At 74.6% G+C, this 25,126-nt stretch carries 21 protein-coding genes; 7 read left to right on the top strand and 14 right to left on the bottom strand.

The genetic code is table 11. The annotated features are described in order from the left end of the window. Positions 1 to 81: 81 nt before the first annotated feature. Entirely contained in the window at positions 82 to 1,464 is a 1,383-nt protein-coding gene (locus AB0D01_RS14210; protein WP_363055433.1) for a transcriptional regulator, read from the bottom strand. Between the two features lie 221 nt (positions 1,465 to 1,685). Here AB0D01_RS14210 and AB0D01_RS14215 point away from each other — a divergent pair, with 221 nt between their 5' ends. The 3 genes from AB0D01_RS14215 to AB0D01_RS14225 all read left to right on the top strand — a co-directional run bounded on the left by AB0D01_RS14215 (position 1,686) and on the right by AB0D01_RS14225 (position 5,058). Beyond that, complete coding sequence (locus tag AB0D01_RS14215) at positions 1,686 to 2,366, top strand: bifunctional DNA primase/polymerase (RefSeq protein WP_363055434.1); 681 nt, start codon at positions 1,686 to 1,688, stop codon at positions 2,364 to 2,366. A gap of 212 nt (positions 2,367 to 2,578) precedes the next feature. Beyond that, on the top strand, positions 2,579 to 3,418 hold the full coding sequence (locus AB0D01_RS14220; protein WP_363055435.1) for an ABC transporter ATP-binding protein: 840 nt from the start codon (positions 2,579 to 2,581) through the stop codon (positions 3,416 to 3,418). After that, positions 3,415 to 5,058: a transporter gene (locus tag AB0D01_RS14225; RefSeq protein ID WP_363055436.1), complete on the top strand. Its 1,644-nt coding sequence runs from the start codon at positions 3,415 to 3,417 to the stop codon at positions 5,056 to 5,058. Before AB0D01_RS14220 ends, AB0D01_RS14225 begins: the two co-directional genes overlap by 4 nt. A gap of 80 nt (positions 5,059 to 5,138) precedes the next feature. Here the strand turns inward: AB0D01_RS14225 and AB0D01_RS14230 are convergent, their stop codons facing one another. Then, positions 5,139 to 6,770 carry a CHAP domain-containing protein gene (locus AB0D01_RS14230; RefSeq protein ID WP_363055437.1) on the bottom strand — a complete coding sequence of 544 codons (1,632 nt, stop codon included), beginning with the start codon at positions 6,768 to 6,770 and terminating at the stop codon, positions 5,139 to 5,141. 235 nt (positions 6,771 to 7,005) lie between these two features. Further along, positions 7,006 to 7,392: a hypothetical protein gene (locus tag AB0D01_RS14235; RefSeq protein ID WP_363055438.1), complete on the bottom strand. Its 387-nt coding sequence runs from the start codon at positions 7,390 to 7,392 to the stop codon at positions 7,006 to 7,008. Positions 7,393 to 7,543: 151 nt separating this feature from the next. Here AB0D01_RS14235 and AB0D01_RS14240 point away from each other — a divergent pair, with 151 nt between their 5' ends. After that, complete coding sequence (locus AB0D01_RS14240; protein WP_363055439.1) at positions 7,544 to 8,539, top strand: LuxR C-terminal-related transcriptional regulator; 996 nt, start codon at positions 7,544 to 7,546, stop codon at positions 8,537 to 8,539. 78 nt (positions 8,540 to 8,617) lie between these two features. On the opposite strand, the gene AB0D01_RS14245 is transcribed toward AB0D01_RS14240, so the two are convergent. Next, a complete protein-coding gene (locus AB0D01_RS14245) occupies positions 8,618 to 9,574 on the bottom strand; it encodes a helix-turn-helix domain-containing protein (RefSeq protein WP_363055440.1) in 957 nt (318 codons plus the stop codon). Positions 9,575 to 9,699: 125 nt separating this feature from the next. Between AB0D01_RS14245 and AB0D01_RS14250 the strand changes: the two genes are divergently transcribed. After that, a complete protein-coding gene (locus AB0D01_RS14250) occupies positions 9,700 to 10,644 on the top strand; it encodes an NADP-dependent oxidoreductase (RefSeq protein ID WP_363055441.1) in 945 nt (314 codons plus the stop codon). 19 nt (positions 10,645 to 10,663) lie between these two features. Here the strand turns inward: AB0D01_RS14250 and AB0D01_RS14255 are convergent, their stop codons facing one another. The 3 genes from AB0D01_RS14255 to AB0D01_RS14265 all read right to left on the bottom strand — a co-directional run bounded on the left by AB0D01_RS14255 (position 10,664) and on the right by AB0D01_RS14265 (position 14,824). After that, positions 10,664 to 12,613 carry a serine/threonine protein kinase gene (locus AB0D01_RS14255; RefSeq protein ID WP_363055604.1) on the bottom strand — a complete coding sequence of 650 codons (1,950 nt, stop codon included), beginning with the start codon at positions 12,611 to 12,613 and terminating at the stop codon, positions 10,664 to 10,666. A gap of 167 nt (positions 12,614 to 12,780) precedes the next feature. Continuing rightward, entirely contained in the window at positions 12,781 to 13,827 is a 1,047-nt protein-coding gene (locus AB0D01_RS14260) for an alpha/beta hydrolase (protein WP_363055442.1), read from the bottom strand. Positions 13,828 to 14,131: 304 nt separating this feature from the next. After that, positions 14,132 to 14,824 carry a metal-dependent transcriptional regulator gene (locus AB0D01_RS14265; RefSeq protein WP_363055443.1) on the bottom strand — a complete coding sequence of 231 codons (693 nt, stop codon included), beginning with the start codon at positions 14,822 to 14,824 and terminating at the stop codon, positions 14,132 to 14,134. Between the two features lie 257 nt (positions 14,825 to 15,081). Between AB0D01_RS14265 and AB0D01_RS14270 the strand changes: the two genes are divergently transcribed. Beyond that, positions 15,082 to 15,837, top strand: a complete 756-nt coding sequence (locus AB0D01_RS14270) for an SIS domain-containing protein (RefSeq protein ID WP_363055444.1) — start codon at positions 15,082 to 15,084, stop codon at positions 15,835 to 15,837. A 46-nt stretch (positions 15,838 to 15,883) separates the two neighbouring features. Here AB0D01_RS14270 and AB0D01_RS14275 read toward each other — a convergent pair whose 3' ends face one another. The 3 genes from AB0D01_RS14275 to pdxH form a co-directional block, all read right to left on the bottom strand. Then, entirely contained in the window at positions 15,884 to 17,203 is a 1,320-nt protein-coding gene (locus AB0D01_RS14275) for a PAS domain-containing protein (protein ID WP_363055445.1), read from the bottom strand. Between the two features lie 159 nt (positions 17,204 to 17,362). Next, entirely contained in the window at positions 17,363 to 17,968 is a 606-nt protein-coding gene (locus AB0D01_RS14280; protein WP_363055446.1) for a PH domain-containing protein, read from the bottom strand. A gap of 414 nt (positions 17,969 to 18,382) precedes the next feature. Continuing rightward, on the bottom strand, positions 18,383 to 19,006 hold the full coding sequence (gene pdxH, locus AB0D01_RS14285; RefSeq protein ID WP_363055605.1) for a pyridoxamine 5'-phosphate oxidase: 624 nt from the start codon (positions 19,004 to 19,006) through the stop codon (positions 18,383 to 18,385). A gap of 238 nt (positions 19,007 to 19,244) precedes the next feature. Here pdxH and AB0D01_RS14290 point away from each other — a divergent pair, with 238 nt between their 5' ends. Then, positions 19,245 to 20,351: a citrate synthase 2 gene (locus AB0D01_RS14290; protein WP_363055447.1), complete on the top strand. Its 1,107-nt coding sequence runs from the start codon at positions 19,245 to 19,247 to the stop codon at positions 20,349 to 20,351. Between the two features lie 65 nt (positions 20,352 to 20,416). Here the strand turns inward: AB0D01_RS14290 and AB0D01_RS14295 are convergent, their stop codons facing one another. The 4 genes from AB0D01_RS14295 to AB0D01_RS14310 all read right to left on the bottom strand — a co-directional run bounded on the left by AB0D01_RS14295 (position 20,417) and on the right by AB0D01_RS14310 (position 25,119). Next, positions 20,417 to 21,004, bottom strand: coding sequence for a TetR/AcrR family transcriptional regulator (locus AB0D01_RS14295; protein WP_363055448.1), 588 nt, complete (start codon positions 21,002 to 21,004; stop codon positions 20,417 to 20,419). Beyond that, entirely contained in the window at positions 20,992 to 21,732 is a 741-nt protein-coding gene (locus AB0D01_RS14300; protein ID WP_363055449.1) for an enoyl-CoA hydratase family protein, read from the bottom strand. Before AB0D01_RS14300 ends, AB0D01_RS14295 begins: the two co-directional genes overlap by 13 nt. 253 nt (positions 21,733 to 21,985) lie before the next feature. Beyond that, a complete protein-coding gene (locus tag AB0D01_RS14305) occupies positions 21,986 to 23,155 on the bottom strand; it encodes an acyl-CoA dehydrogenase family protein (RefSeq protein WP_363055450.1) in 1,170 nt (389 codons plus the stop codon). Next, a complete protein-coding gene (locus tag AB0D01_RS14310) occupies positions 23,152 to 25,119 on the bottom strand; it encodes a biotin carboxylase N-terminal domain-containing protein (RefSeq protein ID WP_363055451.1) in 1,968 nt (655 codons plus the stop codon). Before AB0D01_RS14310 ends, AB0D01_RS14305 begins: the two co-directional genes overlap by 4 nt. Positions 25,120 to 25,126 lie beyond the last annotated feature (7 nt).

Consider the following 25,126-nt stretch of genomic DNA (forward strand, 5'->3'; position numbering starts at 1 on the left):
GACTCCCTCTCGCCTTCTCCGACGGCCGCCGGGAACCCGAGCGGCCGACGGGTCACGCTACCCGGTCGCCCCGTGGACACGTCAGACCGGCTGAACCTCCAGCCGCGCCCCGAACTCGCGCACCGACGCCTCCTCCCGGTACGGCTCCAGGCGCGTCCGGAAGTCGTCCAGGTACTCCGCGCCCCGGCGCGAGCGCAGCGTGCCCAGCAGTTCGGCGGCCTTCGTCGCCGTGTGGCAGGCCTGCTCGACCTCCCGCCGCTGCACCTGCGACGAGGCCAGCAACAGCAGCCCGATCGCCCGCCGGCGCGCCTTCGTCTCGGGCAGGCCGCGCAACGCCTCCTCGGCGCGCCGGCCCGCCGCCTCGGCCTGGCCGAGGTCCCGGTGGCAGTGCGCGAGCTCGTCCGCCAGGTAGGCCTGGTCGAAGTGCCGGATCCACACCGGGTCGTCGCCGGACTCCGGCTCCGCCCGCTCCAGCGCCGTCACCGCCCGCCCGGACAGCACCGCCGTGGCCCGGCCGTCGCCCAGCAGCGCGTGCCCGCGCGCCTCGGCGGCGTAGAACATCGCCTCGACCCGGGGGGTGACCTGTCCGCGCGTGCCCTCCTGGGCGGCCCGCGCCAGCTGCGCGATCTCGCGCGGGTTGCCCAGCTCGGCGGCGAGGTGGCTCATGGACGCGGCGAGGACGTAGCCCCCGTACGCCCGGTCCCCGGCGGCCTGGGCCAGGCGCAGGGCCTGGATGTAGTAGCGCTGGGCGAGCCCCGGCTGCCCGGTGTCCACCGCCATGTACCCGGCCAGTTCCGTCAGCCGGGCGACGGCCGCGAACAGCGCGCGCCCGACCGGCTCCCGGTAGGAGCCGCCGATCAGGCCGGAGACGACCGAGTTGAGGTAGTGCACCACCACGGGCCGTACGTGCCCGCTGCCGAAGCGGTGGTCGAGCTCGGTCAGGGCCTGCGTGGTGGCCCGTACGGCCTCCACGTCGGACATCCCCACGCGCGCCCCGCCGCTGCGGGCCACCTGCGGGTCGGCCCCGGTGATCAGCCAGTCCCGGCTGGGCTCGACGAGCGCGGAGGCGGCCACGCTCGACCCGGACAGGAAGTCGCGGCGTCCTACGTCGCTGCGCCACAGCTCGCAGACCTGCTCGATGGCGCCGAGGACGGTCGGGGAGAACTGGAGGCCGACGCCCGAGGCCAGGTTCTTGCCGTTGGCCATGCCGATCTCGTCGATGGTGACGGTGCGGCCCAGTTTGCGGCCGAGGGCCTCGGCGATGATCCCGGGCGCCCGGCCGCGCGGCTGTTGTCCGCGCAGCCAACGGGCCACGGAGGTCTTGTCGTAGCGGAGATCGAGGCCGTGCTCGGCCCCGCACATGTTGACGCGCCGGGCGAGCCCGGCGTTGGAGCACCCGGCTTCCTGGATGAGCGCCTGCAGCCGTTCGTTCGGCTGACGGGCGACGAGAGGCCTGGCTGCCATTGAAAACCCCCTGAAGCCACGGGAGAGCGATGGAATGATCACTTCCCGCCTGAAGTGCGGAGAATCTTCCTCTCTGCGACGTGTCGTTACCCAACGACCGCGCCCCGGCCTCCTACGCGCCCCCACGCGTGCACCGGTGCGCCCCGTATGCAGGATCGATGCAGCGCCCACCGGCTGGTTTACGCCCGTAACCGACGGTGCACGGTGGAGTTGTGAAGGGCGTGGAAGAGACCATCGGAGTCACGGAGACCGCGCCCATCCCCCAGCAGCGCGGCGAGCAGCTGCTGGACCATGCCGTGCGGTACGTGGAAGAACGGCACTGGGACGTCTTCGCCGGTACGTGGCTGGAGCCCGGCGACGGCCGGGAGTTGTGCTCGTGCGGGGCGGTGGACTGCCCCGCCCCGGGCGCGCACCCGGCGGTGAAGGACTGGGCTTCGCTGGCGTCGGGCAGTGCCGTGGGGGTGCGCCGGATCTGGGGCAAGCACCCGCAGGCCTCGATCCTGTTGCCGACGGGGCGGACCTTCGACGCGCTGGACGTCCCGGACTCGGCCGGGTTCCTGGCGCTGGCGCGGCTGGAGCGGATGCAGCGCACCCTGGGCCCGGTCATGCTGACCCCCGACCACCGGATGCTCTTCTTCGTCCTGCCGGGCGCCGGGGTGAAGATGGCCGACCTGGTGCGCAAGTCGGGGTGGTCGCCGTCGCAGATCGATCTGGCGGCGCGCGGTGAGGGCGAGTACGTGGCGGCCCCTCCGACCCGGTTCGGCGGCCGGGGCCCGGTGCAGTGGGCGCGCAAGCCCACGCCCGCGAACCGCTGGCTGCCGGACACGGAGGAGCTGATCGACGCCCTCGCGTACGCGTGCGGCAGCGAGGCGGCCGCGGCCCGGGGCCGCCGCAAGCCCTGACCTCCCCCGCGAACCCCGACGGCCCCTTCCCCCGCGGGGTCCTTCCCCGACGGCCCCTCCCGCGCGGACCGCGACGCCCCTCGCGGCTCTTCCCGACTCCCCTTCCCCGCCGCCCACCTGCGCCTTCATGACATTCGTAACTACTGCCCCCGCGCCCCGACTCCTATGGTGAGCAGAGCAGGACCACGGGGAACAGGACGAAAGGCAGGCGCATGCCGAACCAGGGTGATGCGACGGGCGGGGCGACGAACGGTACGGACACGGCGGGTGGCGCGCGATCCGCGCCGGCCGCCGCCGTACGGGTGGAAGGCCTCTGGAAGCGGTTCGGCGAGCAGATCGCCGTCGGGGGGATCGACCTGGAGCTGCCCGCGGGCAGGTTCATCGGACTGGTGGGGCCGAACGGCGCCGGCAAGACGACGACCCTGTCGATGGTGACCGGTCTGCTGCGTCCGGACATGGGCCGGGTGCTCGTCGCCGGGCACGACGTGTGGGCCGATCCGGTCGAGGTGAAGCGGCGCATCGGCGTCCTGCCCGAGGGGCTGCGCATGTTCGAGCGGCTCTCCGGACGGGAACTCCTCGGCTACATGGGCCGGTTGCGGGGGCTGCCGGGCGAGGAGACCGACAAGCGCGCCACGCAGCTCTTGGACGTGCTGGACCTCGCGGGCTCCCAGCACAAGCTGGTCGTCGACTACTCCACGGGCATGCGCAAGAAGATCGGCCTGGCGGCCGCGCTGCTGCACAACCCCGAAGTCCTCTTCCTGGACGAGCCGTTCGAGGGCGTCGACCCGGTGTCGGCGCAGACCATCCGCGGAGTGCTGGAACGTTACACCGCCTCCGGTGCGACCGTCGTGTTCTCCTCCCACGTCATGGAGCTCGTCGAGTCGCTGTGCGACTGGGTCGCCGTCATGGCCGCCGGTCAGATCCGCGCCGCGGGCCCGCTGGCCGACGTACGCGGCTCCGCGCCCTCCCTCCAGGCCGCGTTCCTGGAACTCGTCGGCGCCCGCGACCGGGCCGACGGCGACTCCCTCGACTGGCTGGGCGGCGCCCGATGAGCGCCGACGCCACCGCCACCGCCCCCGCCGCCACGACCACCGCAGCGCCGCAGGTGGCGCTCACGCCGCTGTTCGTCCGGCTGAAGCTGTCCCTGATGCGCAACGGGCTGAAGGGCTCCTCGAAGCGCAAGGCCGTCTGGATCACCAGCCTGGTCTTCTCGCTCGTCATCAGCGCCTTCGCCACCCTGGGCCTGGCGCTGCTGCACGGGCACGACCGGGCGGGCACCGTCGTCGTGCTCCTCGCCGCGATCCTGGCGCTCGGCTGGGCCGTGATGCCGCTGTTCTTCCCCGCCGGGGACGAGACGCTCGACCCGAGCCGGCTCGTGATGCTCCCGCTGCGTCCGCGTCCGCTCGTACGGGCCCTGCTGGCCTCCTCGCTGGTCGGCATCGGCCCGGTGTTCACGCTGTGCCTGGCCATCGGCTCGGTCGCGGCCGTCGCGCGGGGCGCGGCGGGCGTGGTGGCGGCCCTGGTGGGCGCCCCGCTGCTGCTGCTGGGCTGCGTGGCCCTGGCCCGGGCCACGGCGACCGCGAACGTACGACTGCTGTCCAGCCGCAAGGGGCGCGACCTCGCCCTGCTCAGCGGCCTGGTGATCGCGGTCGGCGCGCAGCTGGCCAACTTCGCGAGCCAGCGCCTGTTCGAAACGGGCGGCCTCGCGCAGCTGGAGCCGGCCGAGGCGGTGCTGCGGTGGGTGCCGCCGGCGACCGCCGTCGGGATGGTCGACTCGGCGAGCGAGGGCGCGTACGGGGTGGCGCTGGCCCAGCTGGCGCTGACGCTGGCGGGCCTGGCCGGGCTGCTGTGGTTCTGGGAGCGGAGCCTGACGAGCCTGATGGTCAACCCGGACGGTTCGACGATCGCCTCGGCCGCGCCGCGCGAGGAGCGGGGCGCGGGCGGTTCGTGGGGCTGGCTGCCCGTCGGTCGCACGGGCGCGGTGATGCAGCGGACGCTGCGGTACCTGGTGCGTGACCCGAAGACGAAGTCGGCCACGGTGACGGCGCTGGCGATCGGCCTGATCATCCCCGTCTTCAACGCACTCCAGGGCACCGGTTCGGTGTACCTGGCGTGCTTCGGGGCGGGCATGCTCGGCATGCAGATGTACAACCAGTTCGGTCAGGACACCTCGGCGTTCTGGATGGTCGCGCAGACCATCTCGACCCCGCGCGACGCCTACGAGGAACTGCGGGCCCGCGCGCTCGCGCTGGGCCTGGTCACCGTCCCGTACACGGTGCTGGTCACGGTGGTGACGGCCGCCCTGGTGGGCCGTTGGGGCAGCTTCCCGTCCGCGCTCGGGCTGGCGCTGGCGCTGCTGGGCTCGATGCTGTGCACGGGCGCGCTGGCCTCGGCGCGCTTCGCGTACTCCATCCCGACGGACGGCGCCTTCAAGAACGTCGCCCCCGGGCAGGGTGGTCTGGCGTGGGCGGGCATCGGCCTCGGCATGCTGTTCTCGACGCTGATCAGTGCGCCGGTGATCGCGCTGACGGTCTGGCTGAGCCTGGCGGACGGCCTCGACGGGCTGCGCTGGATCGTGCTGCCGGTGGGCATCGCCTGGGGGACCCTGGCCGCCTGGTCGGGACTGCGGCTGGCGGCGCCGACGGTGGCCCGCAAGCTCCCGGAGATCCTGTACGCGGTCAGCAAGGGCTGAGGCCCCGCGCCCGTACGGCCACGGGGCCGGTCGCCGCTCCTTTCGGGGAGCGGTGACCGGCCCCGTTCGCGTTCCCGGGGTCAGGAGGCGGTCGGCACGGAGGCGGTGAAGGCGGCCGGGACGGAGACGATGTCGGTCCAGGCGCGCTTGCCGGGCCCGAACTCGTCGGCGCTCATGGCCCGCTTGCGGCCGGCGACGACCTCCCAGACGGTGTTGTCGCCCGGGGAGAGGAGCATCGTGCCGTCGGCCGGGGCCGCCTTGTCCCGCGCGGTGGTCAGCCAGGCGCCGGGGACGGCCTCCAGCGGCCGCTTGTCGTAGCCGAGGCCGGTGAAGTCCGCGTGGGTCAGCGGGACGGCCTTGCCCCCGGCGGTGACGAAGACGGTCGCGTCGGCGCCCGAGACGTCCTTGACGATGGTGCCGTCGGGGATCCGCTTGGCGACGGAGGCGCCGAGCCAGGAGCCGGGGACGCCCATGAGCGGGCGCCGGTCGTAGCCGTGGGCCGTCCACTCCTCGGCGGAGATGTGCAGGGCCGAGCCGCCCACCATCACGTACCGGGCCGGGTCCCGGTCGTTCTGGTTCATGACGACGGTGCCGTTGCCGGGGGCCTTGGCGACGGCCGCCCGGAGCCATTCGCCGGGCACGCCCATGAGCATGCGCTCGTTGTACCGGTCGGCCGTCCACTCCTCGGCGGAGATGTGCAGCGCGGCGCCGTCGACCATCACGTAGCGGGCGGGGTCCTTGCCCGTCTGATCCATCACCACGAGGCCGGAGGCCATGTCGCGCTGCCGGGCCTCGCTCAGCCAGGCGGACGGGACGCCCATGTCGCGGCGCTGGTCGTACCCCGCGGCGGTCCAGTCCTCGGCGCCGATCCGCAGGGCCGCGCCGTCGATCACCACGTAGCGGTCGGCGCCGCCGGCCTGGTCGTGGACGACGGTGCCCGCCGGCGGGGCACTGGCCAGGGAGCGGAAGGCCGCGTCGTCGATCGTCACGATCCGGCTCAGGTCGTACTTGCCGGGCGTGACGTCGGAGGCGGCCACCGGGACGCCCGCGCCCTCGATCATCACCTTGACGGCGGGGCCGGCGGGCGACTTCACGAGGGTGCCGGCGGCCAGCGAGGCCGGGTTCGGGTAGGAGGGGGCGTTGCTGCCGGCGGGCGAGATGTAGCCGCTGATCCGCTGACTGCCCCACGGGACCTGGCCCACGCGCCAACTGGACGTGCGGTTGGTGGTGACCCGGCCCTGACCGCCGCCCTGGTTGCCGCCGGTGAAGGTGACGGTGGTGCCGTCGAAGCCGGTCACGAGGGCCACGTGGTCGTCGGAGTAGCCGCCGCCGTAGTTGAAGACGACGGCGTCGCCGACGTGCGGGGTGGAGGAGAGCGTGCCGTTCTTCTCGCCGTACGTGTAGAAGGACAGGGCCAGGTCGCTGAGGGTGCCCAGGTTCCTGACGCCGTTGCGGGCCCAGACCCAGCCGGCGAAGTCGGCGCACCAGGCGTGGGCGGTCCGGCCGTTCACACAGCTGCTGTTCTGGTTGGGGCCGCCCACGTAACCGCCGTGGGCGCAGGCACCGTTGCCCTCCTCGCCGCGGGCGGTGGCGGCTATGGCGCCGCCGAGGGAGTCGGCGGCGGCGGGAGCGGCGGTGACCATCGTGAGGGCGGTCGCGGCCACGGCCGAGGTCGAGGCGAGGCGGATGGCGATCGTCTTGAGGCGGGACATGGCGGGGCTCCATGAGTGAGGTGTGAAGGGAAGGACGCGGGGCCCCGGGGGCTACTCCCAGGCGGTGGTGAGCGAGCCGGCCGCGGCGGCCTGGGCGGAACGGGTACGCAGCATGGGAGTGCCCTTCGGGGAACGCTGACGGGTGGTCGCCCCGGCGCCGCGTCCCGCGGTGACGCCTCGTCCGGTGGCTCCGGTCGGGCCCCCGCCCTTCCGGTGGTCCCAGCCTCGCCGTGGCTCAAAGGGGTCGGAAGGGCTTTCGGGTGGACGGAAACGGCCCTGGCCCGATCCGGCCGCCGGCTCCGGGGACGGCCCGCGCGAGCTCCGCGAGGTACGGCGCGAGGAGGGGGACCCCGACGCCGGTGACGTGCCAGCCGCGCAGGGCCCGTACGTCCCGCACGGCGCGCCGGCAGAGGGCCTCCGTACGCCGCTCCGCCTCGCCCAGGGTGTCGGCGAGGACGTACACCCCCACCACGGGGTCGGGCAGCGCGTACGGGTGCGCCGACACGTGCTCGACCGGGCCGTCCTCGTCCGCCTCGGCGAGGGCGCGGATCGAACCCGCCACGTCCGGGGCGAGTCGGGCAGCACCGAAGGGGGCGCGGACGCCCACGTGAACGAGGTACATGCGCCCCACTGTGGCGGTCGGACCGCCCCGGTCGAAGCCGCCGGTGTGGACGGTTGGGGCCCTGGCCGGAAGCGGCCGGCCGCTGGTCCACCCGATCACCGCGTGCGATGATGCGCTCACCTTGATCAAAGGTCACACGGGGGGAACCGCTGTGCTAGCCACACTTGGCCTCGACGCGACCACCGAGGCCGTCTACCGAGCGATGCTCGCGTACCCGCGCGAGGGGGTCAAAGCCCTCGCCGCGCACCTCGACACGCCCGAGGACGACGTCCGCCGCGCCCTCGACACCCTCAGCGAACTGTCCCTGATCCGGCCGTCCTACGAACAGGCCGGGGAGCTGCGCGCCGTCTCGCCCGAGGTCGGCATGGAGATCCTGATGGCCCGCCAGCAGGCCGAACTGGCGGCCCAGCAACTGCGCATCGAGGCCTCGCGCGCGGCGGCGGCGCAGCTCATCGCCGAGTTCGCGGACCTCACGCCGGCGACCACCAGCCCGGGGGTCGACCAGCTCGTCGGCCTGGACGAGATCCGCAACCGGATCACTGCCCTGGCGCGTGGCGCGCAGACGGAGCTGATGACCTTCGCGCCGGGCGGCGGCCAGCACCCGCAGACCCTGGAGGCGTCGAAGCCGACCGACGAGGCGCTGCTGGGCCGGGGGATCCGGATGCGCTCGCTGTTCCAGGACAGCGTGCGCAACAGCCGGCCGAACGTGGCGTACGCGACGTGGCTGACCGAGCTGGGCGGCGAGGTGCGGACCTCCCCGGACCTGCCGACCCGGATGATGATCTTCGACCGTTCCACGGCGGTGATCCCGGTGAGCACCGACGACAGCGCCGCCGGAGCGGTGATCCTCACGGGGAACGGCACGCTGACCGCGCTGTGCGCGCTCTTCGAGAACGTGTGGTCGGGCGCGCGCCCGCTGGGCGTGGCGCAGGACCGCGCCGAGGGGGCGCTCACGGCGCAGGAGGCCACCGTGATCAGGCTGTTGGCGCAGGGCCTGACGGACGAGGCCATCGCCAAGCGCCTGGCGGTGTCCCCGCGCACGGCCCGCCGACTGGCGGGCGGGCTGATGGAACGTCTGGGCGCGGTCAGTCGCTTCGAGTTCGGGGTCCGCGCGGTCCAGCAGGGCTGGCTGCCGAACAACCCCTAGAGCGCGCGGTGCGTGTGGCGCGCCGTACGCGCGGGGCGGTACGCGGTGTCCCGTACGCGCGGCGCGCCGCGCGCGCGGTCAGCTCGCGCGGAAGGAGCGGCGGTAGGCCGTCGGGGAGACGCCGATCGCGTCCGACAGGTGCCGGCGCAGGGAGACGGCCGTACCGAAGCCCGCGTGGGCGGCGACCTCGTCGACCGGCAGTTCCGTGGTCTCCAGCAGCCGCCGGGCGTGGTCCACGCGCCGCTGGGCCAGCCACTGCCCCGGCGGCATGCCGACCTCCTCCCCGAACCGCCGGCAGAAGGTCCGCACGCTCATCCGGGCGTGCCGCGCCAACTCCGCCAGGGAAAGCGGCCGGTGGAGCCGCTCCAGGGCCCAGGCGCGGGTCGCCGCCGTCGTGGCGACCTCCGGCTCCGGCATCGGGCTCTCGATGTACTGGGCCTGCCCGCCGGCCCGCCACGGCGGGACCACGCACAGCTTCGCCACCCGGTTGGCGATCTCGCTGCCGTGGTCGCGGCGCAGCAGGTGCAGGCACAGGTCGACCCCGGCGGCGACACCGGCCGCCGTCAGCACCCGCCCGTCGTCGACGAACAGCACCTTCGCGTCGACCTCCACGCCCGGGAAGGCCCGCTGGAAGTCGGCGGCGGCGTTCCAGTGGGTGGTGGCGCGGCGGCCGTCGAGGAGACCGGCGGCGGCGAGGACGTAGGAGGCGGTGCAGATCGACACGATGCGGGCGTGCGGTGGCAGCAGTTCCAGGGCCCGGGCCAGTTCGGCGGGCAGCCAGTCGCGCTCCTCGCCGGTGGCGCAGGTGAACGGCGGGATGACGAGCGTGTCCGCCGTGGCGAGGGCCTCGCGGCCGTAGGAAACGCCGATGGTGAAGTCGGCGCTCGTGGTCACCGGGCCGCCGTCGAGGCCGCACGTGAGGATCTCGTAGAGCGGCTCCCCGGCCGGGCCGGCGGCCGTGCCGAAGATCTTCGCGGGGATGCTCATCTCGAAGGGGTAGACGCCTTCGAGGGCGAGGACGACGACGCGGTGCACGGCAGGATCCTACTGGCAAGATCTGTTCCGTTGTCGGCGTTCTTGCCGCTCGTTCCCCCTGCCCCGATGCGGAAATCTTGTCCTCGTCCGGGCCGCGAGGGCCCGCTGAGCAGGGGAAACGAACCATGGGCAAGACGATGCGCGCGATCGGCCAGGACACCTTCGGCGGGCCCGAGGTCCTGAAGGTCGTCGAGACCGAACGGCCCGAGCCCGCCGTCGCCGAGGTCCTCGTACGGGTCCACGCGGCCGGGGTGAACCCGACGGACTCCTGGCACCGGGCCACCGGCGGGCTCGCCGGCGAGATCGTCCCGCTCGGCTGGGACCTGTCCGGGGTGGTCGAGGCGGTCGGGCTCGGCGTCACCACCCTCGCCCCCGGCGACGAGGTGTTCGGCATGCCCCGCCACCCCGTCCCGGCGGGCACGTACGCCGAGTACGTCACCTCCCCCGCCCGGCACCTGGTGCGCAAGCCGGCCGCGCTGAGCCACGTGGAGGCGGCGGCCCTGCCGCTGGCCGCGCTCACCGCCTGGCAGGCGCTGGTGGACACCGCCGACGTGCGGCCCGGACAGCGGGTGCTCGTCCACGCGGCGGCCGGCGGCGTCGGCCACCTCGCCGTGCAGATCGCCAAGGCGCGCGGGGCCCACGTCATCGGGACCGCCCGCGCCGCCAAGCACGACCTGCTGCGCGCGTGGGGCGCGGACGAGGTCGTCGACTACACGCGCACGGAGTTCGAGACGGCGACCGCACCGGTCGACGTCGTCCTCGACACGATCGGCGGGGAGTACGGGCCCCGCTCCCTGAAGGCCCTGCGCCCCGGCGGGTTCCTGGTCTCCCTCGCCTCCCCCGCCGAGGCCCACCTCGCCGAACGGGCCCGCCCGCTCGGCCTGCGGGCCGCGTTCATGGCCGTGGAGGCCGACCCGGCGGGGATGCGGGAGATCGCGGCGCTGGTCGGGGCCGGCCGGCTGCGGCCCGCGATCGACGCGGTGCTGCCGCTGGAGCGGGTGGCCGAGGCGCACGAGCGCGCCGACACCCGCCGCACCACCGGCAAGATCGTCCTGTCGCTGACCGACTGAACCGGCCGGCCCGGGCCTGCTACGTGGTCCAGCGCTGAGAGGCCTCGCCGGCGCAGCTCGTGGTGTTCAGGCCGCCGGCCATCGGCAGGTCGAGGCAGCCGCCGCTGAAGTCGTTGCGCAGGCCGCCGTCCGAGGTCCACCGCCACACCATCGAATTGCCCTGCTCGCAGTCCCCGACGAAGACGGCCTGGCCCAGGAAGTTGGCGTACAGGCAGCCGCCGGACTGTTGGTTCCTCAGCTTGAAGCCGCCGTCGGAGCGGGGTTGCGCGGTCCAGCGCGCGCTGCCGTCCGCGCAGGAGCCGGAGTCCGAGGAGCCGTAGACCTGGGTGACGCACTCCCCGTTGTCGCCGTTGCGGAAGGTGTGCGTGCCGGAGGTGGGGCGGGACGGCGGGGCGGGCGGCTTCGGCGGGGCGGCCGTGGGCGGCGCCGGGTCGTTGCCACCGGAGGGCGTGCCTCCCGGGTTGCCGGTGCCACCCCCTGCGCCACCTCCCGCGCCGCCTCCCGCGCCGTTCTGTCGGCCGGGGTCGGTTCCGGGGCCCGGTCCGGGGGCGGGGCCGTTGCCCGTGCCGCCGGCGGCCGGGCCTTGGGCGCCGCCGCCGGCGCCCGCGTTCCCCTCGGGAGCCGGGCTCTGGACCTGGCCCTGCGGCTGTCCCTGCGCCTGTCCCGGGCCGGCGGAGGGCACCCCTGAGGGGCTGCCGGACGGGGAGGGGGTGCCGGAGCCCGTCGCCGGGGGCGGGGCGGCCCGGTCCGGGGCGCCCGCGGACGGGCTCGCGGGCGCGCCGGCCCGGAGCGGTCCGGTGTGCGGGAGGTTCTGGACGACGAGCGTGGTGCCGCCCGCGACCACGACGACGGGGACGACGGCGAGCAGGATCCGGGTCCGGCGGTCGTGGCGGCGCCGCTCGGGGCGCCGCGCGTCCGCGACGGCCGCGGCCGCGGGCTTCTCCGCGGCCTCCGGCGCCCCGTCGGCGGGCGGCTCCGCGTCCGGGGCGCCCGCGCCGCCGCCGAGGGGCAGGGTGGGGACGTCGAGGTCCCGGACGGTCGCGACGAACGCGGCCCGTTCGGCCAGCCTCCCGGCGACGGCGCCCGGCCAGACCGGGGCGCCGGCCGGGGCACCGGAGGAGGCGCCGGAGGGGCCTCGGCGGGCCGCGCGTTCGAGGAGTCCGGCGGCGGTGGGCCGGTCCGCGGGCTCCTTGGCGAGGCAGTCCGCGACGACCCCGGCCAGCTCCGGGTCCACCTCCCGCAGCGGCTCCAGGTCGGGTTCCTCGTGCACGATCCGGTACAGCACCCCGTGCCCGGACTCCTCGCCGAACGGCGGCCGGCCGCAGGCCGCGTACGCGAGGACGGAACCCAGGGCGAACACGTCCGTCGCGCCGCTCAGCGGGCGGCCCGAGGCCTGTTCGGGAGCCATGTAGGCGGGCGTGCCCACGACCATGCCGGTCCGGGTCAGTTGGCTCTGTTCGGCGGCGCGGGCCACGCCGAAGTCGATGAGGGTGACGCCGTCGGGGGTGAGCATGACGTTGGACGGCTTCAGGTCGCGGTGCACCATGTCGAGCGCGTGGACGGCCGCGAGGCCCGCCGCGGCCTCGCGGAGCAGCGACCACAGGGCGGGCGCGGGCAGGGGGCCCGCGTTCAGCTCGACCGCCTGCCGGAGCGTGAGCCCGGGGACGTACGCGGTGGCGAACCACGGCGGGCGCGCGGTGCGGTCGCCGGCGAGCAGCGGTGCGGTGGCCCGCGCGGGCAGCCGCGCGAGGTTGTCCAGTTCGTGCCCGAAGCGGCGCAGGAAGTCCTCGTCCTCACCGACGACGGAGGCCAGCAGCTGTTTCACCGCCACGTACCGGCCCTCGTGCACCCCGAGGTACACCCGCCCCATACCGCCGGATCCGAGCCTGCCCGCCAGCGGGATCGGCCCTATTCGGCGCGGATCGTCCGCCTCCAGCGGCTCGGCTCCGCTCCCCCTCAGTTCCCACACGTCAGCCTCGGCCTCGTCAGCGTCGCGGTCGGTCCCCGGTCGCTGCAAGGTACCCGATGGCGGCGGATCGGCAACGCCCGCATGGGTGGGCGGAGTTGGCGACCCGTCACCGGCGGCTGGTTTTCGCCGGTGACGGGTCTCAAGTGCGGCGGGTGCGCGGCGGGAATTCAGCGGGTGGCGACCGTGATGCCCTCCAGGAACGGTTCGAGGGCCGCGCGCCAAGCGGCCGGTTGGTCGTAGTGGAGGTAGTGGCCGGCGTCGGGGATCTCGGCGTACTGGCCGGCGGGCAGGACGCGGACCATCTCCTGGGCCTCCGCGCGGCCCAGTTCGCCGTCCAGCCCGCGGACCACGAGGGTGGGGCAGCGGACCTGGGCCAGCTCCTCCCAGTGGGCGTCGTGCACCCACGTCTCGCGGGCCGTCAGCATCTGGTCGCGGGAGAACAGCGGGCGCCAGCCGTCCGGGGCCTCGTGCATGACCTCGGCGAAGAACGCGCCGCGGCCCGGGTCGGGGCGCTCCACCCGGGGGTCGTCCTCCCCGAACCAGCGGCGGGCGGCGTCCTGGGTGGGGAAGGGCAGGGGCCAGCGGCGGAACCATTCCTCCCACTCCGCTTGCGAGGCCGCCCCCAGGGCGGAGGCCCGCATGTCGCAGATGACCAGGGCCCGGACGAGGTCGGGGCGGCGGGCGGCGAGCTGCCAGGCGGTGAGGGCGCCCATGGAGTGGCCCACGAGGATCACGGGGGCGAGGCCGAGCTGCTCGACGGCGGCCTCGGCATCGGCCACGAAGGCCTCGCGGCCCAGCGGGGTCGTGGCATCGGGGCCCGGATCCGGGCCTGAGCCCGGTCCTCCGCCCGCGCGGGATCCCGACGCCGGACCGTAAACGGAACGGTGCCGGCGACCGCGGTCGGGGTCGAGGTCGGGGCGGTGCCCGGGACGGGGGACGGAGTGGGGGCCGGGGTGGGGGCCGGGGTCGGGGTCGGGTCCGGGGTCCGCGCCGGCCTCCGGCCGGTCGCTGTGGCCGTGTCCGCGCTGGTCGAGGGCGACCACCCGGCGGTGCTCGCCGAGCCAGCGCGCGGTGTCGGCCCAGTGGAGGGCGCGGCCCATCAGGCCGTGGAGTAACAGGACGCCGGGGGTCCGGGGATCCTCCGGCGGTTCGCGGAATTCCCAGGCGGCCAAGCGGAGGCCGTCGGCCCCCGTCACATCGATGCGTCGTACCACCGCGGATGCACCCCCTTCGCTCCCGGCCAGACTATCGAACCCGCATTCGAAAACGGGCGTCTCGCCGACAACACCGCTCTTTCGAGTGACCTTGCTCAAGGATTGGCCGCCGCTGCCGATGGAGATCCTTTCAGCAGGGAGGCGGGCCGCTCGGGGAAGACGGTCCGAAGGGGATGACCTTGAGAGCTCGGGGCTCCAGGTCAACCAGGGGAGGACGGGTCCCGGCGCCGCGAGGCGCCGGGACCTTCCGTTTCCACCGTTCCACCCATGGCCGGCCCGGCGTCGACCGACGCCGGACGCGGGATCAGCGCTTGGCGACGAACACGTGCGAGGCGATCTCCGCGTCCAGTTCGGCCGCCTCACCGCCACTGCCGACCAGCACCCCGCCGGGGGACTCCGTCACGCTCACCACCGAACCGGGCTGTACGCCCGCCCGGCGCAGCGTGTACATCAACTGGGCGTCCGTCTGGATCGGCTCGCCGATCCGGCGGACGACCACCGTCTTGCCCTCGGTGCCCGGGTCCAGCTCGGACAGGCTGACCATGCCGTCCTCCAGGAACGGATCGGCCTCGGCCTTCTCGCCCAGCTCCTCCAGGCCCGGGATCGGGTTCCCGTAGGGCGACTCGGTCGGGTGGCGCAGCAGCTCCAGCACGCGCCGCTCCACCGCCTCGCTCATCACGTGCTCCCAGCGGCAGGCCTCGGCGTGCACCTGCTCCCACTCCAGGCCGATCACGTCGACCAGGAGACACTCCGCGAGACGGTGCTTGCGCATGACGCGGGTGGCGAGCTTGCGGCCCTCGTCGGTCAGTTCCAGGTGCCGGTCACTGGCGACCGCCACCAGACCGTCGCGCTCCATGCGCGCGACCGTCTGGCTGACCGTCGGGCCGCTCTGGTCGAGCCGCTCGGCGATCCGGGCGCGCATGGGGACCACACCTTCCTCTTCCAGTTCCAGAATGGTGCGGAGGTACATCTCCGTGGTGTCGATCAGTCCGGACATTCGTGCCCCTCGGATTGCGTGCGCTGGCCCTGCCCCCAATTCTGACGCATCGGGCCGACAACCGTCCCGCGCCGAGCGTCAAGGCATGTACGGGACATCTCCCCCCGCACCGGCCCGGGCCGTCCGGCCCCCGCCGCCCGGGACCTCGGTCCGGGGATTGACGCCCGTATTGACACGCCCTTGGTCCAGACCGCACGGTGAGCGGCGGACACCACGACGCACCCCCACCGCACCGCATCTGGAAGGGCCTACGGCGTATGAGCGAGAGCAAGCTGGCCGGGCAGTTCTTCGACGCAGCCATCGGCCTGCTGGAGCGGGTCCGCGACGAGGAGGGCCCGCGGATCGCCGAGGCCGGAACGGCCATCGCCGAGGCCGTCGCCTCCGGGAACCGACTGTTCGCGTTCGGCGCCGGACACTCCTCGCTGCCCGCCCAGGACGTGGTCTACCGGGCCGGCGGACTCGCGCTGATGAACTTCCTCGCCGTCCCCGGCACCGCCGGCGTCGACGTCATGCCGGCGACACTGGGCAGCGCCCTCGAGCGGGTCGACGGTCTGGCCGGAGCGGTTCTGGACAGCAGCCCCGCCTCGGACGGCGACGTACTGGTGATCATCTCCCTCTCGGGGCGCAACGCGCTGCCGGTCGAGATGGCCATGAACGCCCGCGCGATCGGGCTCAAGGTGATCGGCGTGACCTCCCTGGCGTACGCGACGGAGACCCGGTCGCGGCACGTCTCGGGCACCTACCTGAAGGACCACTGCGACATCGTCCTCGACAGCAAGATCGCGGTCGGTGACGCCGAGCTGACGGCCGACGGCATCGACGCCCCGTTCGCCCCCGCCTCCACCGTGGTCACCAGCGCGATCATGCAGGCGGTCATGGCGGCGGCGGCCGGCGAGCTCGCCGCGCGCGGCCTGGAGCCGCCGCTGCTGCGCTCGGGCAACGTGGACGGCGGCCACGAGTGGAACGGCCGCGTGATGCAGGAGTACGGCGACCGGATCTTCTTCCGGCACTGAGCGCCCCGCCCGCCCCACGACCGGCTCGCGGGAGACCCCGGGCCGGCTACGCCGGGCGTCCCGCCAGGTCCAGGTCGGCGGCGACGCGGGCGGCGACCTCCTCCGCGTACAGCGCGTCCGCGCGCTCGAACGCCGGCCGGGAGGGGCCGCGCAGGAACGTGAGCGTGCCCACGGTCCGGCCGCGGCTGCGCAGCACCGTGCACAGGGCGTGCGTCGCTCCCGAAGGCCACCTTCGGGCGCGGGCCCACGCCTCGGCCGCCTCGCCGCCGGGGGCCCCGGGGGCGCTGGCGCGGACCGGGCCGATCCGGTCCAGGGCCTGGAGCGCCGGGTGCGCGTTCTCGTAGCGGACCGGGATCGCGCCGGGGCCGGGCAGGGTCAGCGTCCGTCCGGACGGGGAGGGCGTCGAGCGGACGAGGCGGCGCCCCGAGTCTGCCGCGAGTACGTCGACCAGCGCGTGGTCCGCGAAGCCGGCCAGCGCGTAGTCCAGGCGGACGGCGGCGGCCTCGGTCGGGTCCTCGCAGTCGGCGGCGGCCCGCCCGGCGCGGTGGAGCTGGTTGGCCCGGAAGCGCAGCTGCCCGGTGTCCAGTTCGGCCTGCCGGCCCTCGGTGACGTCCTGGAACAGCCAGCCGACCCCGAGCGGCACCGGCTCCTCGGCGAGCGGGGAGGCCAGGCGCAGGAACCCGGACCGCCAGCAGCGCCGGCGCACCCCCTCGGGGGTGCGCACGGACACCCACAGCTCCAGCGGGGCGGGCGGCGCGCCCTCGGCGAGGACGTGTTGGAGCGCGCCCTCCAGTTCCTCGACGCCCTGTTCCAGCAGGTCGCCGAGCGGCCGGCCGAGCAGTGCGGCGCGGCCGGCCCCGAAGGCGCGGGCGGCGTGGGTGTTGACGACGGCCGGGCGCAGGTCGACGTCGACGAGGACGACGCCCCAGGAGGCGTCGTCCATCAGCGCCTCGCTGAGGGCGATGGAGCGTTCGAGGTCGATCTGGGCGTGGACCTCGCTGAAGGCGCAGTACACGCCGGCCGGTTTCCCGTCGGCGCCCGGCACCCCGGCGGACTGGGTGCGCACGAGGACGCGGCCGCCGTCCTTGGTCAGCAGGGCGAACTCGTGGACCCGCCGGCCCGGGGCGTCCTGCGCCGCCATGAGCCGGTCCTGTACGTCGTCGGCGTCGGCGGGGCGCACCGCCCAGCCGGCGAACCCGTGGCGGCCCACGGCCTCGGCGGCGGACCAGCCGAGTATCCGCTCGGCCTCGCGGTTCCAGTGGGTGATCACGCCGTCGGCGTCGAACGCGCACAGGGCGGCGTCCATCCCGTCCAGCAGCGCTGCCAGCAGATCGTCGGTGGTCTCACCACGTCCGGAAGCACTCACCCGGCACCCCCCGCAGGTGTTCGCGTGTGCGGCACGTCAGATCATTCAACTGGAACGTGACGCACACCACACGCACTTCCCGGAATCGTCCCGGAATGTTCCGTGCGATACCGGCCGGCGGCCCGCGGCGGTCGTGCGCGCGGGTCGCCGCGGCGGCCGTCAGTCGGCGGTGACCAGCAGGACCATCGCGACCAGGAAGGCCACCACGATCCCCACCGTGCCCCACATCAGCGCGGCGACCGTCCGCCGCTCGCGCGCCGCCTGCCGGTCCATGCGGCGCAGCGCCGGCGGTTCGGCCTCCCAGTCGGGGCCGCGCAGCTCCTCCCAGGCGGCGCGCAGGGCGTCGACCTCGCGCCGCACGTCCACGTGGTCGTCGTCCACGTACACGAGCCGGAGGCGGCGTCCGGTGGAGTCGTAGGCGTACGAGACCAGGTTCGGCCCGCTCCCGGCCAGGGCGGCACCCGGATGGGGCACGGCCCGGATGTCCTGGACGTCCTCCCAGGCCAGGCGGCGGCTCCGGGTGAAGCGGCGGACCCGGATCCCCTGGAGGTCGGCGGAGGTGGAGCAGCGCTTCGACGCCCACACCAGCCAGCCGAAGAAGACCAGGATCACGGCCATGACCAGGGCCTTCACCCCGCCGGGGGCGTCGTCGAGGTTCATGACGGACAGGGCGACGCCGGGTGTGCCGATGCCGACGGCGACGTAGACGGCGGTCATCTGTCGGGCGTGGACGCGGTACTCGCGCGGCAGAAGTCGTGCGCTCATGACACCCCTCCCCGACGGCCCCGGTGCGGGAGGGTCAGTGTAAGGAGTAACTCCCTTGCAAAACAGGGAAGTTGCAGGGCATTTCGGGAGGTCGAAATCCCGCCCCGATAAATCGGTTGAGGCGCTCCCGGGGCGGGCCTAGGCTCTGCCGTACACGAGAAGGGAGGTGGTTCCCGAAATGTACGGAAACCGGACGCGTGAGGTGGCTGCGGGCTAGGGCCCGTCGTCAGCAACGCACCCAGTGCGGTGCCAGGCGTAGAGCCCGGTACCAATCCCAAGCAGTCACCCGACCCGCGGGCTCGCCGGCACGTCCGGCCGGCTCCTCTCACTGCAGGAGAGGAACCCGAGCCCGCGGGTCGTCTGCGTTCCCGGCGCCGAGCCCGAGGCCGGCGCCGACGTCCCGGCCCCGAGGGCCTACGGGCAGAGCCGCTCGACCCGCCACTCGCCGTCGTCCGCGACGTAGCGCAGCCGGTCGTGCAGGCGGTTCTCGTGCCCCTGCCAGAACTCCACCGCGTCGGGCACCACCCGCACCCCGCCCCACTCGGGCGGCACCGGCACCTGCTCGCCCTCGGGGTAGCGCTCCGCGAGCTCGGCGTAGCGGCGGTCCAGCTCCTCGCGCGAGCCGATCACCCGGGACTGCTCGCTCGCCCAGGCGCCCAGCTGCGAGCCGTGCGGGCGGGAGCGGAAGTAGGCGGCGGTCTCGTCGCGGCCGATCCGCTCGGCGGAGCCCGTGACGACGACCTGGCGGGCGATGGGGTGCCAGGGGAAGAGGAGCGAGGCGAACGGGTTCTCGTCGATCTCCCGCATCTTGCGGGATCCGTAGTTGGTGAAGAAGACGAAGCCCCGGTCGTCGAACCGCTTCAGCAGCACCGTGCGGGAGCTGGGGCGTCCGGCGGCGTCGGCGGTCGAGACGATCATGGCGTTCGGTTCGAAGACGTGCGCGACGGCCGCCTGCCGGAACCAGCGGGCGAACTGCGCCATCGGGTCGTCCGCGAGGCCCTCCTCCAGGACGATCTCGGAGCGGTACTGCCTGCGCATGACGGCGGGGTCAAGGTCCTGATGGGTCACGCCGCCATCCTGCACCAGGACACCGGCGGCCGGTGTGCCGTATGTCACGCTTCCGAACCACAAGCGGAACGGACAAAATCTTGGGGCCGGTCCGAGGGGCCCCGCGAGGGTGACCATCGGCCGTGCCGGGCATCAACGGGGATGACCGCGCCGGACCGCGAATCACGCCGGGAGCCGCGCGTGTTCGCACTATCTGAGGAGCCGCCTGATGTCCGATTTCGTACCCGGACTCGAAGGGGTCGTCGCGTTCGAGACGGAGATCGCCGAGCCCGACAAGGAAGGCGGGTCGCTGCGCTACCGGGGGGTGGACATCGAAGACCTGGTCGGCCACGTCTCCTTCGGGAACGTGTGGGGCCTGCTGGTCGACGGAGCGTTCAACCCGGGCCTGCCGGCCGCCGAGCCCTTCCCGATCCCGGTGCACTCCGGCGACATCCGCGTCGACGTGCAGTCCGCGCTCGCCATGCTCGCCCCGGTCTGGGGCCTGAAACCCCTGCTCGACATCGACGAGGCCACCGCCCGCGACGACCTCGCGCGGGCCGCCGTCATGGCCCTGTCCTACGTCGCCCAGTCCGCCCGCGGCCAGGGCCTGCCCATGGTCCCGCAGCGCGAGATCGACAAGGCCGACTCCGTCGTCGAGCGGTTCATGATCCGCTGGCGGGGCGAGCCCGACCCCAAGCACGTCAAGGCCGTGGACGCCTACTGGACCTCGGCTGCCGAGCACGGCATGAACGCCTCCACCTTCACCGCCCGCGTCATCGCCTCCACCGGCGCCGACGTGGCCGCCGCCCTGTCGGGCGCGGTCGGCGCGATGTCCGGCCCGCTGCACGGCGGCGCCCCCTCGCGCGTCCTCGGCATGATCGAGGAGATCGAGCGGACCGGCGACGCCGTCGCGTACGTGAAGAAGGCCCTGGACCAGGGCGAGCGCCTGATGGGCTTCGGGCACCGCGTGTACCGGGCCGAGGACCCGCGCGCCCGCGTCCTGCGCCGCACCGCGAAGGAGCTGGACGCCCCGCGCTACGAGGTGGCCGCCGCCCTGGAGAAGGCCGCGCTGGAGGAGCTGCACGCCCGCCGCCCCGACCGGGTCCTCGCCACGAACGTGGAGTTCTGGGCCGCGATCATGCTGGACTTCGCGGAGGTCCCGGCGCACATGTTCACCTCCATGTTCAGCTGCGCCCGCACCGCCGGCTGGTCCGCGCACATCCTGGAGCAGAAGCGCACCGGCCGCCTGGTGCGCCCGTCGGCGCGCTACGTCGGCCCCGGCCGGCGCGACCCGCGCGACATCGAGGGCTACGCGGACATCGTCGCGACCGCCTGATCCGGCACGGTCCGCGCGCGACCACGGGCGCCGCTCCCCGCACCGGGGGGCGGCGCCCCGTCGCGTCAGGTCAGGGCGGCGTCCAGGATCCGGGACCACTGGGCGACGACGCGGGCCCGGCGGGCCGTGTCGTCGGTGAGGACGTTGGCCAGGCCCAGGCCCCGGGCCATGTCGAGCAGGCCCTGCACGGTCTCCCGTACGCCGGGCACGGACTCGTCGGCGCCCAGCAGCTCGACGGCGATGCGGTGGGTCTCGCGGCCCACGCGGGCCTCCAGCTCGGTGACCTGCGGGCGCAGCTGGTCCTCGTTGGAGGCGGCCACCCACAGTTGCAGCGCGGCCCGGAAGAGGGCGCCCGTGTACAGGTCGACGAGGGCCTCGACCACGGCCGGGCGGGGTGCGGGTGCGGTGTGGAACAGCTCGCGCAGGGCGGTGGAGCGCTCCTCGGCGACGTACTCGACGGCGGCCGTGAAGAGGGCCTCGCGGGTCGGGAAGTGGTGCTGCGCGGCGCCCCGCGAGACGCCGGCGCGTTCGGCGACGACGCCGACGGTGGAGCCGGCCCAGCCGTGTTCGGCGAGGCAGGAGACGGCCGCCTCCAGGAGGTGGCGTCGGGTGACCCGGCTGCGGGCCTGCTTGGGGCCGGTCACCGTACCCATGCGGCGTCCCGGCGCTCGAAGCGGGCGGTGATGCCCTCGCGGGCCTCGTCGGAGGCGAAGAGGCGGGCGGACAGCTCGCCCAGGCGGGCGCCGTCGCGTTCCAGCGCCTCCCGTACCGGCGCGCTGACCAGGGCCTTCGTCTCGGCCAGGGCCTGCGGTGCGGCCTTGCGCAGGCCGGCGAGGACGGGTGCGAGGGCCTCGTCCACGTCCCCGTCGGTGTGCAGGGTGAGGAGTCCGACGCGGGCGGCCTCGGCGGCGTCGAAGGCCTCGGCGGTCAACAGGTAGCGGGAGGCCGCGCGCGGGTCGAGGCGGGGCAGCAACGGCATCGAGATCACGGCCGGGGCCAGGCCCAGGTGGGTCTCGGTGAAGGCGTACGTGGACGCGGGCCCGGCGGCGGCGATGTCGCAGGCGCCGAGCAGCCCGAGGCCACCGGCCCGCACGTGTCCGGTGACGCGCGCGACGACGGGCTTGGGCAGCGTGACGACCTCGCGCAGCAGGGCGAGGAAGTCGGCGGGGGCGCACGGGGACTTCAGGTCGGCTCCGGCGCAGAAGGTGGTGCCGGTGTGGGTGAGGACGACGGCCCGGACCTCGGGATCCGCGCCGGCGGCGGCGAGAGCGGCGCGCAGCTCGGCGACGAGTCCGGTGGAGAGCGCGTTGCGGTTCGCCGGGGAGTCGAGGGTGAGCGTGGTGACGCCGTTCGCCTGGCCGGCTTGTACGAGTGGGGGCATGTCTCCTCCGGAGGGCGGGGCGCGGGGCGGACGGGCGGCGGGCCGGGACGGGCGGGGCCGTGCGGGAGCGGGGTGACGCGGGAGCGGGGTGACGCGGTGCGGGTGGTGCGGGTGGTGCGGGTGCCGTCCGGGGCGGGTGCGGCGTGCGGCGCCCCCTTGTGGATCAGAGTGTGCAAGCGGCGCCGCCCGCCGCCAAATCCCGCCCCGCGCCCCGGCTCCTCCCCCCGCCCCTCCCCACCCCTCCCGGATGCTCCTAGTAGGACTTGGGCAGGCCCAGCGTCTGGTGGGAGACGAAGTTGAGGATCATCTCGCGGCTGACCGGGGCGATGCGGGCGACCCTGGCCGCGGTGATCAGCGAGGCGAGTCCGTACTCGCGGGTGAGGCCGTTGCCGCCGAGGGTGTGGACGGCCTGGTCGACGGCGCGCACGCAGGCCTCGCCGGCGGCGTACTTGGCCATGTTGGCGGCCTCGCCCGCGCCGAGGTCGTCGCCGGCGTCGTAGAGGTGGGCGGCCCTGCGCATCATCAGGCGGGCCAGCTCCAGCTCGATGTGGGCCTGGGCCAGGGGGTGCGCGACGGCCTGGTGGGCGCCGATGGGCTCGCGCCACACCTGGCGGGTCTTGGCGTAGTCGACGGCGCGGGCGAGGGCGTGGCGGCCCATGCCGATGGCGAAGGCGGCCGTCATGATCCGTTCGGGGTTGAGGCCGGCGAAGAGTTGCAGCAGGCCCGCGTCCTCGTCGCCGACCAGCGCCTCGGCGGGCAGCCGCACGTCGTCGAGGACGAGCTCGAACTGCTTCTCCGCCGCCTGGAGTTCCATGTCGATCACGGTCCGGCCGAAGCCGGGGGCGTCGCGCGGGACGATGAACAGGCAGGGCTTGAGGCGTCCGGTGCGGGCGTCCTCGGTGCGGCCGACGACGAGGGTGGCGTCGGCGATGTCCACGCCCGAGATGAACACCTTGCGGCCGGTGAGGACCCACTCGTCGCCGTCCCGGCGGGCGGTGGTGGTGATGCGGTGGGAGTTGGAGCCGGCGTCGGGTTCGGTGATGCCGAAGGCCATGGTGCGGCTGCCGTCGGCGAGGCCGGGCAGCCAGGCCCGCTTCTGGGCCTCGGTGCCGAAGCGGGCGATGACCGTGCCGCAGATGGCGGGCGAGACCACCATCATCAGCAGCGGGCAGCCGGCCGCGCCCAGCTCCTCCAGGACGAGGGAGAGTTCGGCGATGCCGCCGCCCCCGCCGCCGTACTCCTCGGGCAGGTTGACCCCGAGGTAGCCGAGCTTGGCGGCGTCCGCCCACAGCTCGTCGGGGTGGCGGCCCTCGCGGGCGGTGCGGGCGAGGTACTCGCGCCCGTAGCGCTGCCCGAGGGCGGCGACGGCGGCGCGCAGGGCGCGGTGTTCCTCGGATTCGACTTCGACGGCGGCGGGGCTCATGACGGCGTTTCCTCCTGGACTACGGCGAGCAGGGCGCCGAACTCGACCGGGCGGCCGAGGGCGGCGTGGAGCGCGGTGAGCGTGCCGGAGGCCGGAGCGAGGATGCGGTGCTCCATCTTCATGGCCTCCAGCCAGAGCAGGGGCTGCCCGGCGGTGACGGCGACGCCGGGGGCGAGGCCCTCGGCGATCCGGACGACGGTGCCGGGCATGGGGGCGAGCAGGGAGCCCGGTTCGGTGCGGTCCCGCCGGTCGGGGAAGCGGGGCACGGGCACGAGGGTGTGGGAGCCGAGGACGGAGTCCACGTGGATCTCGGGGCGCCCGTCCGGCTCGTTCGACCGATGTTTCACGTGGAACATCCGCCGGACGCCGTCGACTTCGAGCGTGACGAGCTCCCGCCGGGCCTCGACGACCCGGACGCCGGGGTGCTCGACCGGCCGGTGGCGGGCCTCGAACTCGGCGCCGTCCACGGTGTAGCGGCGGCTCTGGGGCGCGGAACGGAGGTTGCGCCAGCCGCCGAGGCGGGCGGCGAGGGGGGCGCCGGGCGCGGGGGCGGCCTCGGCGAGGGCGGCGGCGAGGACCGCCAGGGCGGGGTCGGGGCCGTCGGCCGTCAGGGCGGGCAGGTGCCGTTCGTAGAAGCCGGTGTCGAGCCGGGCGGCGGCGAAGTCGGGGTGGCGCAGGGAGCGTACGAGGAGGTCGCGGTTGGTGGTCAGGCCGTGGATCCGGGCCCGGGACAGGGCGTGGGCGAGGATGCGCACCGCCTCGGCGCGCGTGGGGGCGTGGGCGATGACCTTGGCCAGCATGGGGTCGTAGTGGACGCCGACGGTGTCCCCGGCGGTGAAGCCGGTGTCGACGCGGACGGCTCCGGGGATGTCGAGGGTGTGCAGGGTGCCGGTCTGGGGGCGCCACTGCCGGGCCGGGTCCTCGGCGTAGAGCCGGGCCTCGACGGCGTGGCCCGTCGCGGTCGGCGGGGTGGCGGGCAGGGCGGCGCCCTCGGCGATCCGCAGTTGGAGGGCGACGAGGTCGAGGTCGAAGACGGCCTCGGTGACGGGGTGTTCGACCTGGAGGCGGGTGTTCATCTCCAGGAAGTACGGGCGGCCGTCGTCCCCGACGAGGAATTCGACGGTGCCGGCCCCCCGGTAGGAGACGGCCCGGGCGGCGGCCACGGCGGCGGTGTGCAGCCGCTCGCGCAGTGCGGCGGGCAGGCCGGGGGCGGGTGCCTCCTCGATGACCTTCTGGTGGCGGCGTTGGAGGGAGCAGTCGCGGGTGCCGAGGGCCCAGACGGTGCCGTGGTCGTCGGCGAGGATCTGCACCTCGACGTGGCGGCCCCGCTCCACGTAGGGCTCGGCGAAGACCTCACCGTCCCCGAAGGCGGACAGGGCCTCGGCGCGGGCGGTGTCGAGGGCCTCCTTGAGGGAGTCGAGGTCGCGCACGATCCGCATGCCGCGCCCGCCGCCGCCGGACGCGGCCTTGAGCAGCAGCGGCAGGTCGGCGGCCGTGGCGGCGGCCGGGTCCACGGGCTCCAGCAGGGGCACCCCGGCGGCCCGTACGAGGTCCTTGGCCCGGGTCTTGGAGGCCATGGCCTCGATGGCCTCGGGTGGCGGGCCGATCCAGACCAGGCCCGCGGCCAGGACGCGGCGGGCGAAGTCGGCGTTCTCGGAGAGGAAGCCGTACCCGGGGTGGACGGCGTCGGCGCCGGCGGCGCGGGCGGCCTCGACCAGCAGGTCGGCGCGCAGGTAGGTGTCGGCGGGGGCGGCGCCGGGCAGCCGGACGGCGGCGTCGGCCTCCCGGACGTGCAGGGAGTCGGCGTCGGGGTCGGAGTGGACGGCGACGGTGTGCAGGCCCATCGCGCGGGCGGTGCGCAGGACGCGGACGGCGATCTCGCCCCGGTTGGCGACGAGGAGGGAGGTCAGGGAGGTCGGGTTCTTCGGGGTGGTCGGGTCGGTCGGGTTCATCGCGTTCGTCATGTGCGGG

The organism is Streptomyces sp. NPDC048606 (genome assembly GCF_040650855.1).
Classification (GTDB): domain Bacteria; phylum Actinomycetota; class Actinomycetes; order Streptomycetales; family Streptomycetaceae; genus Streptomyces.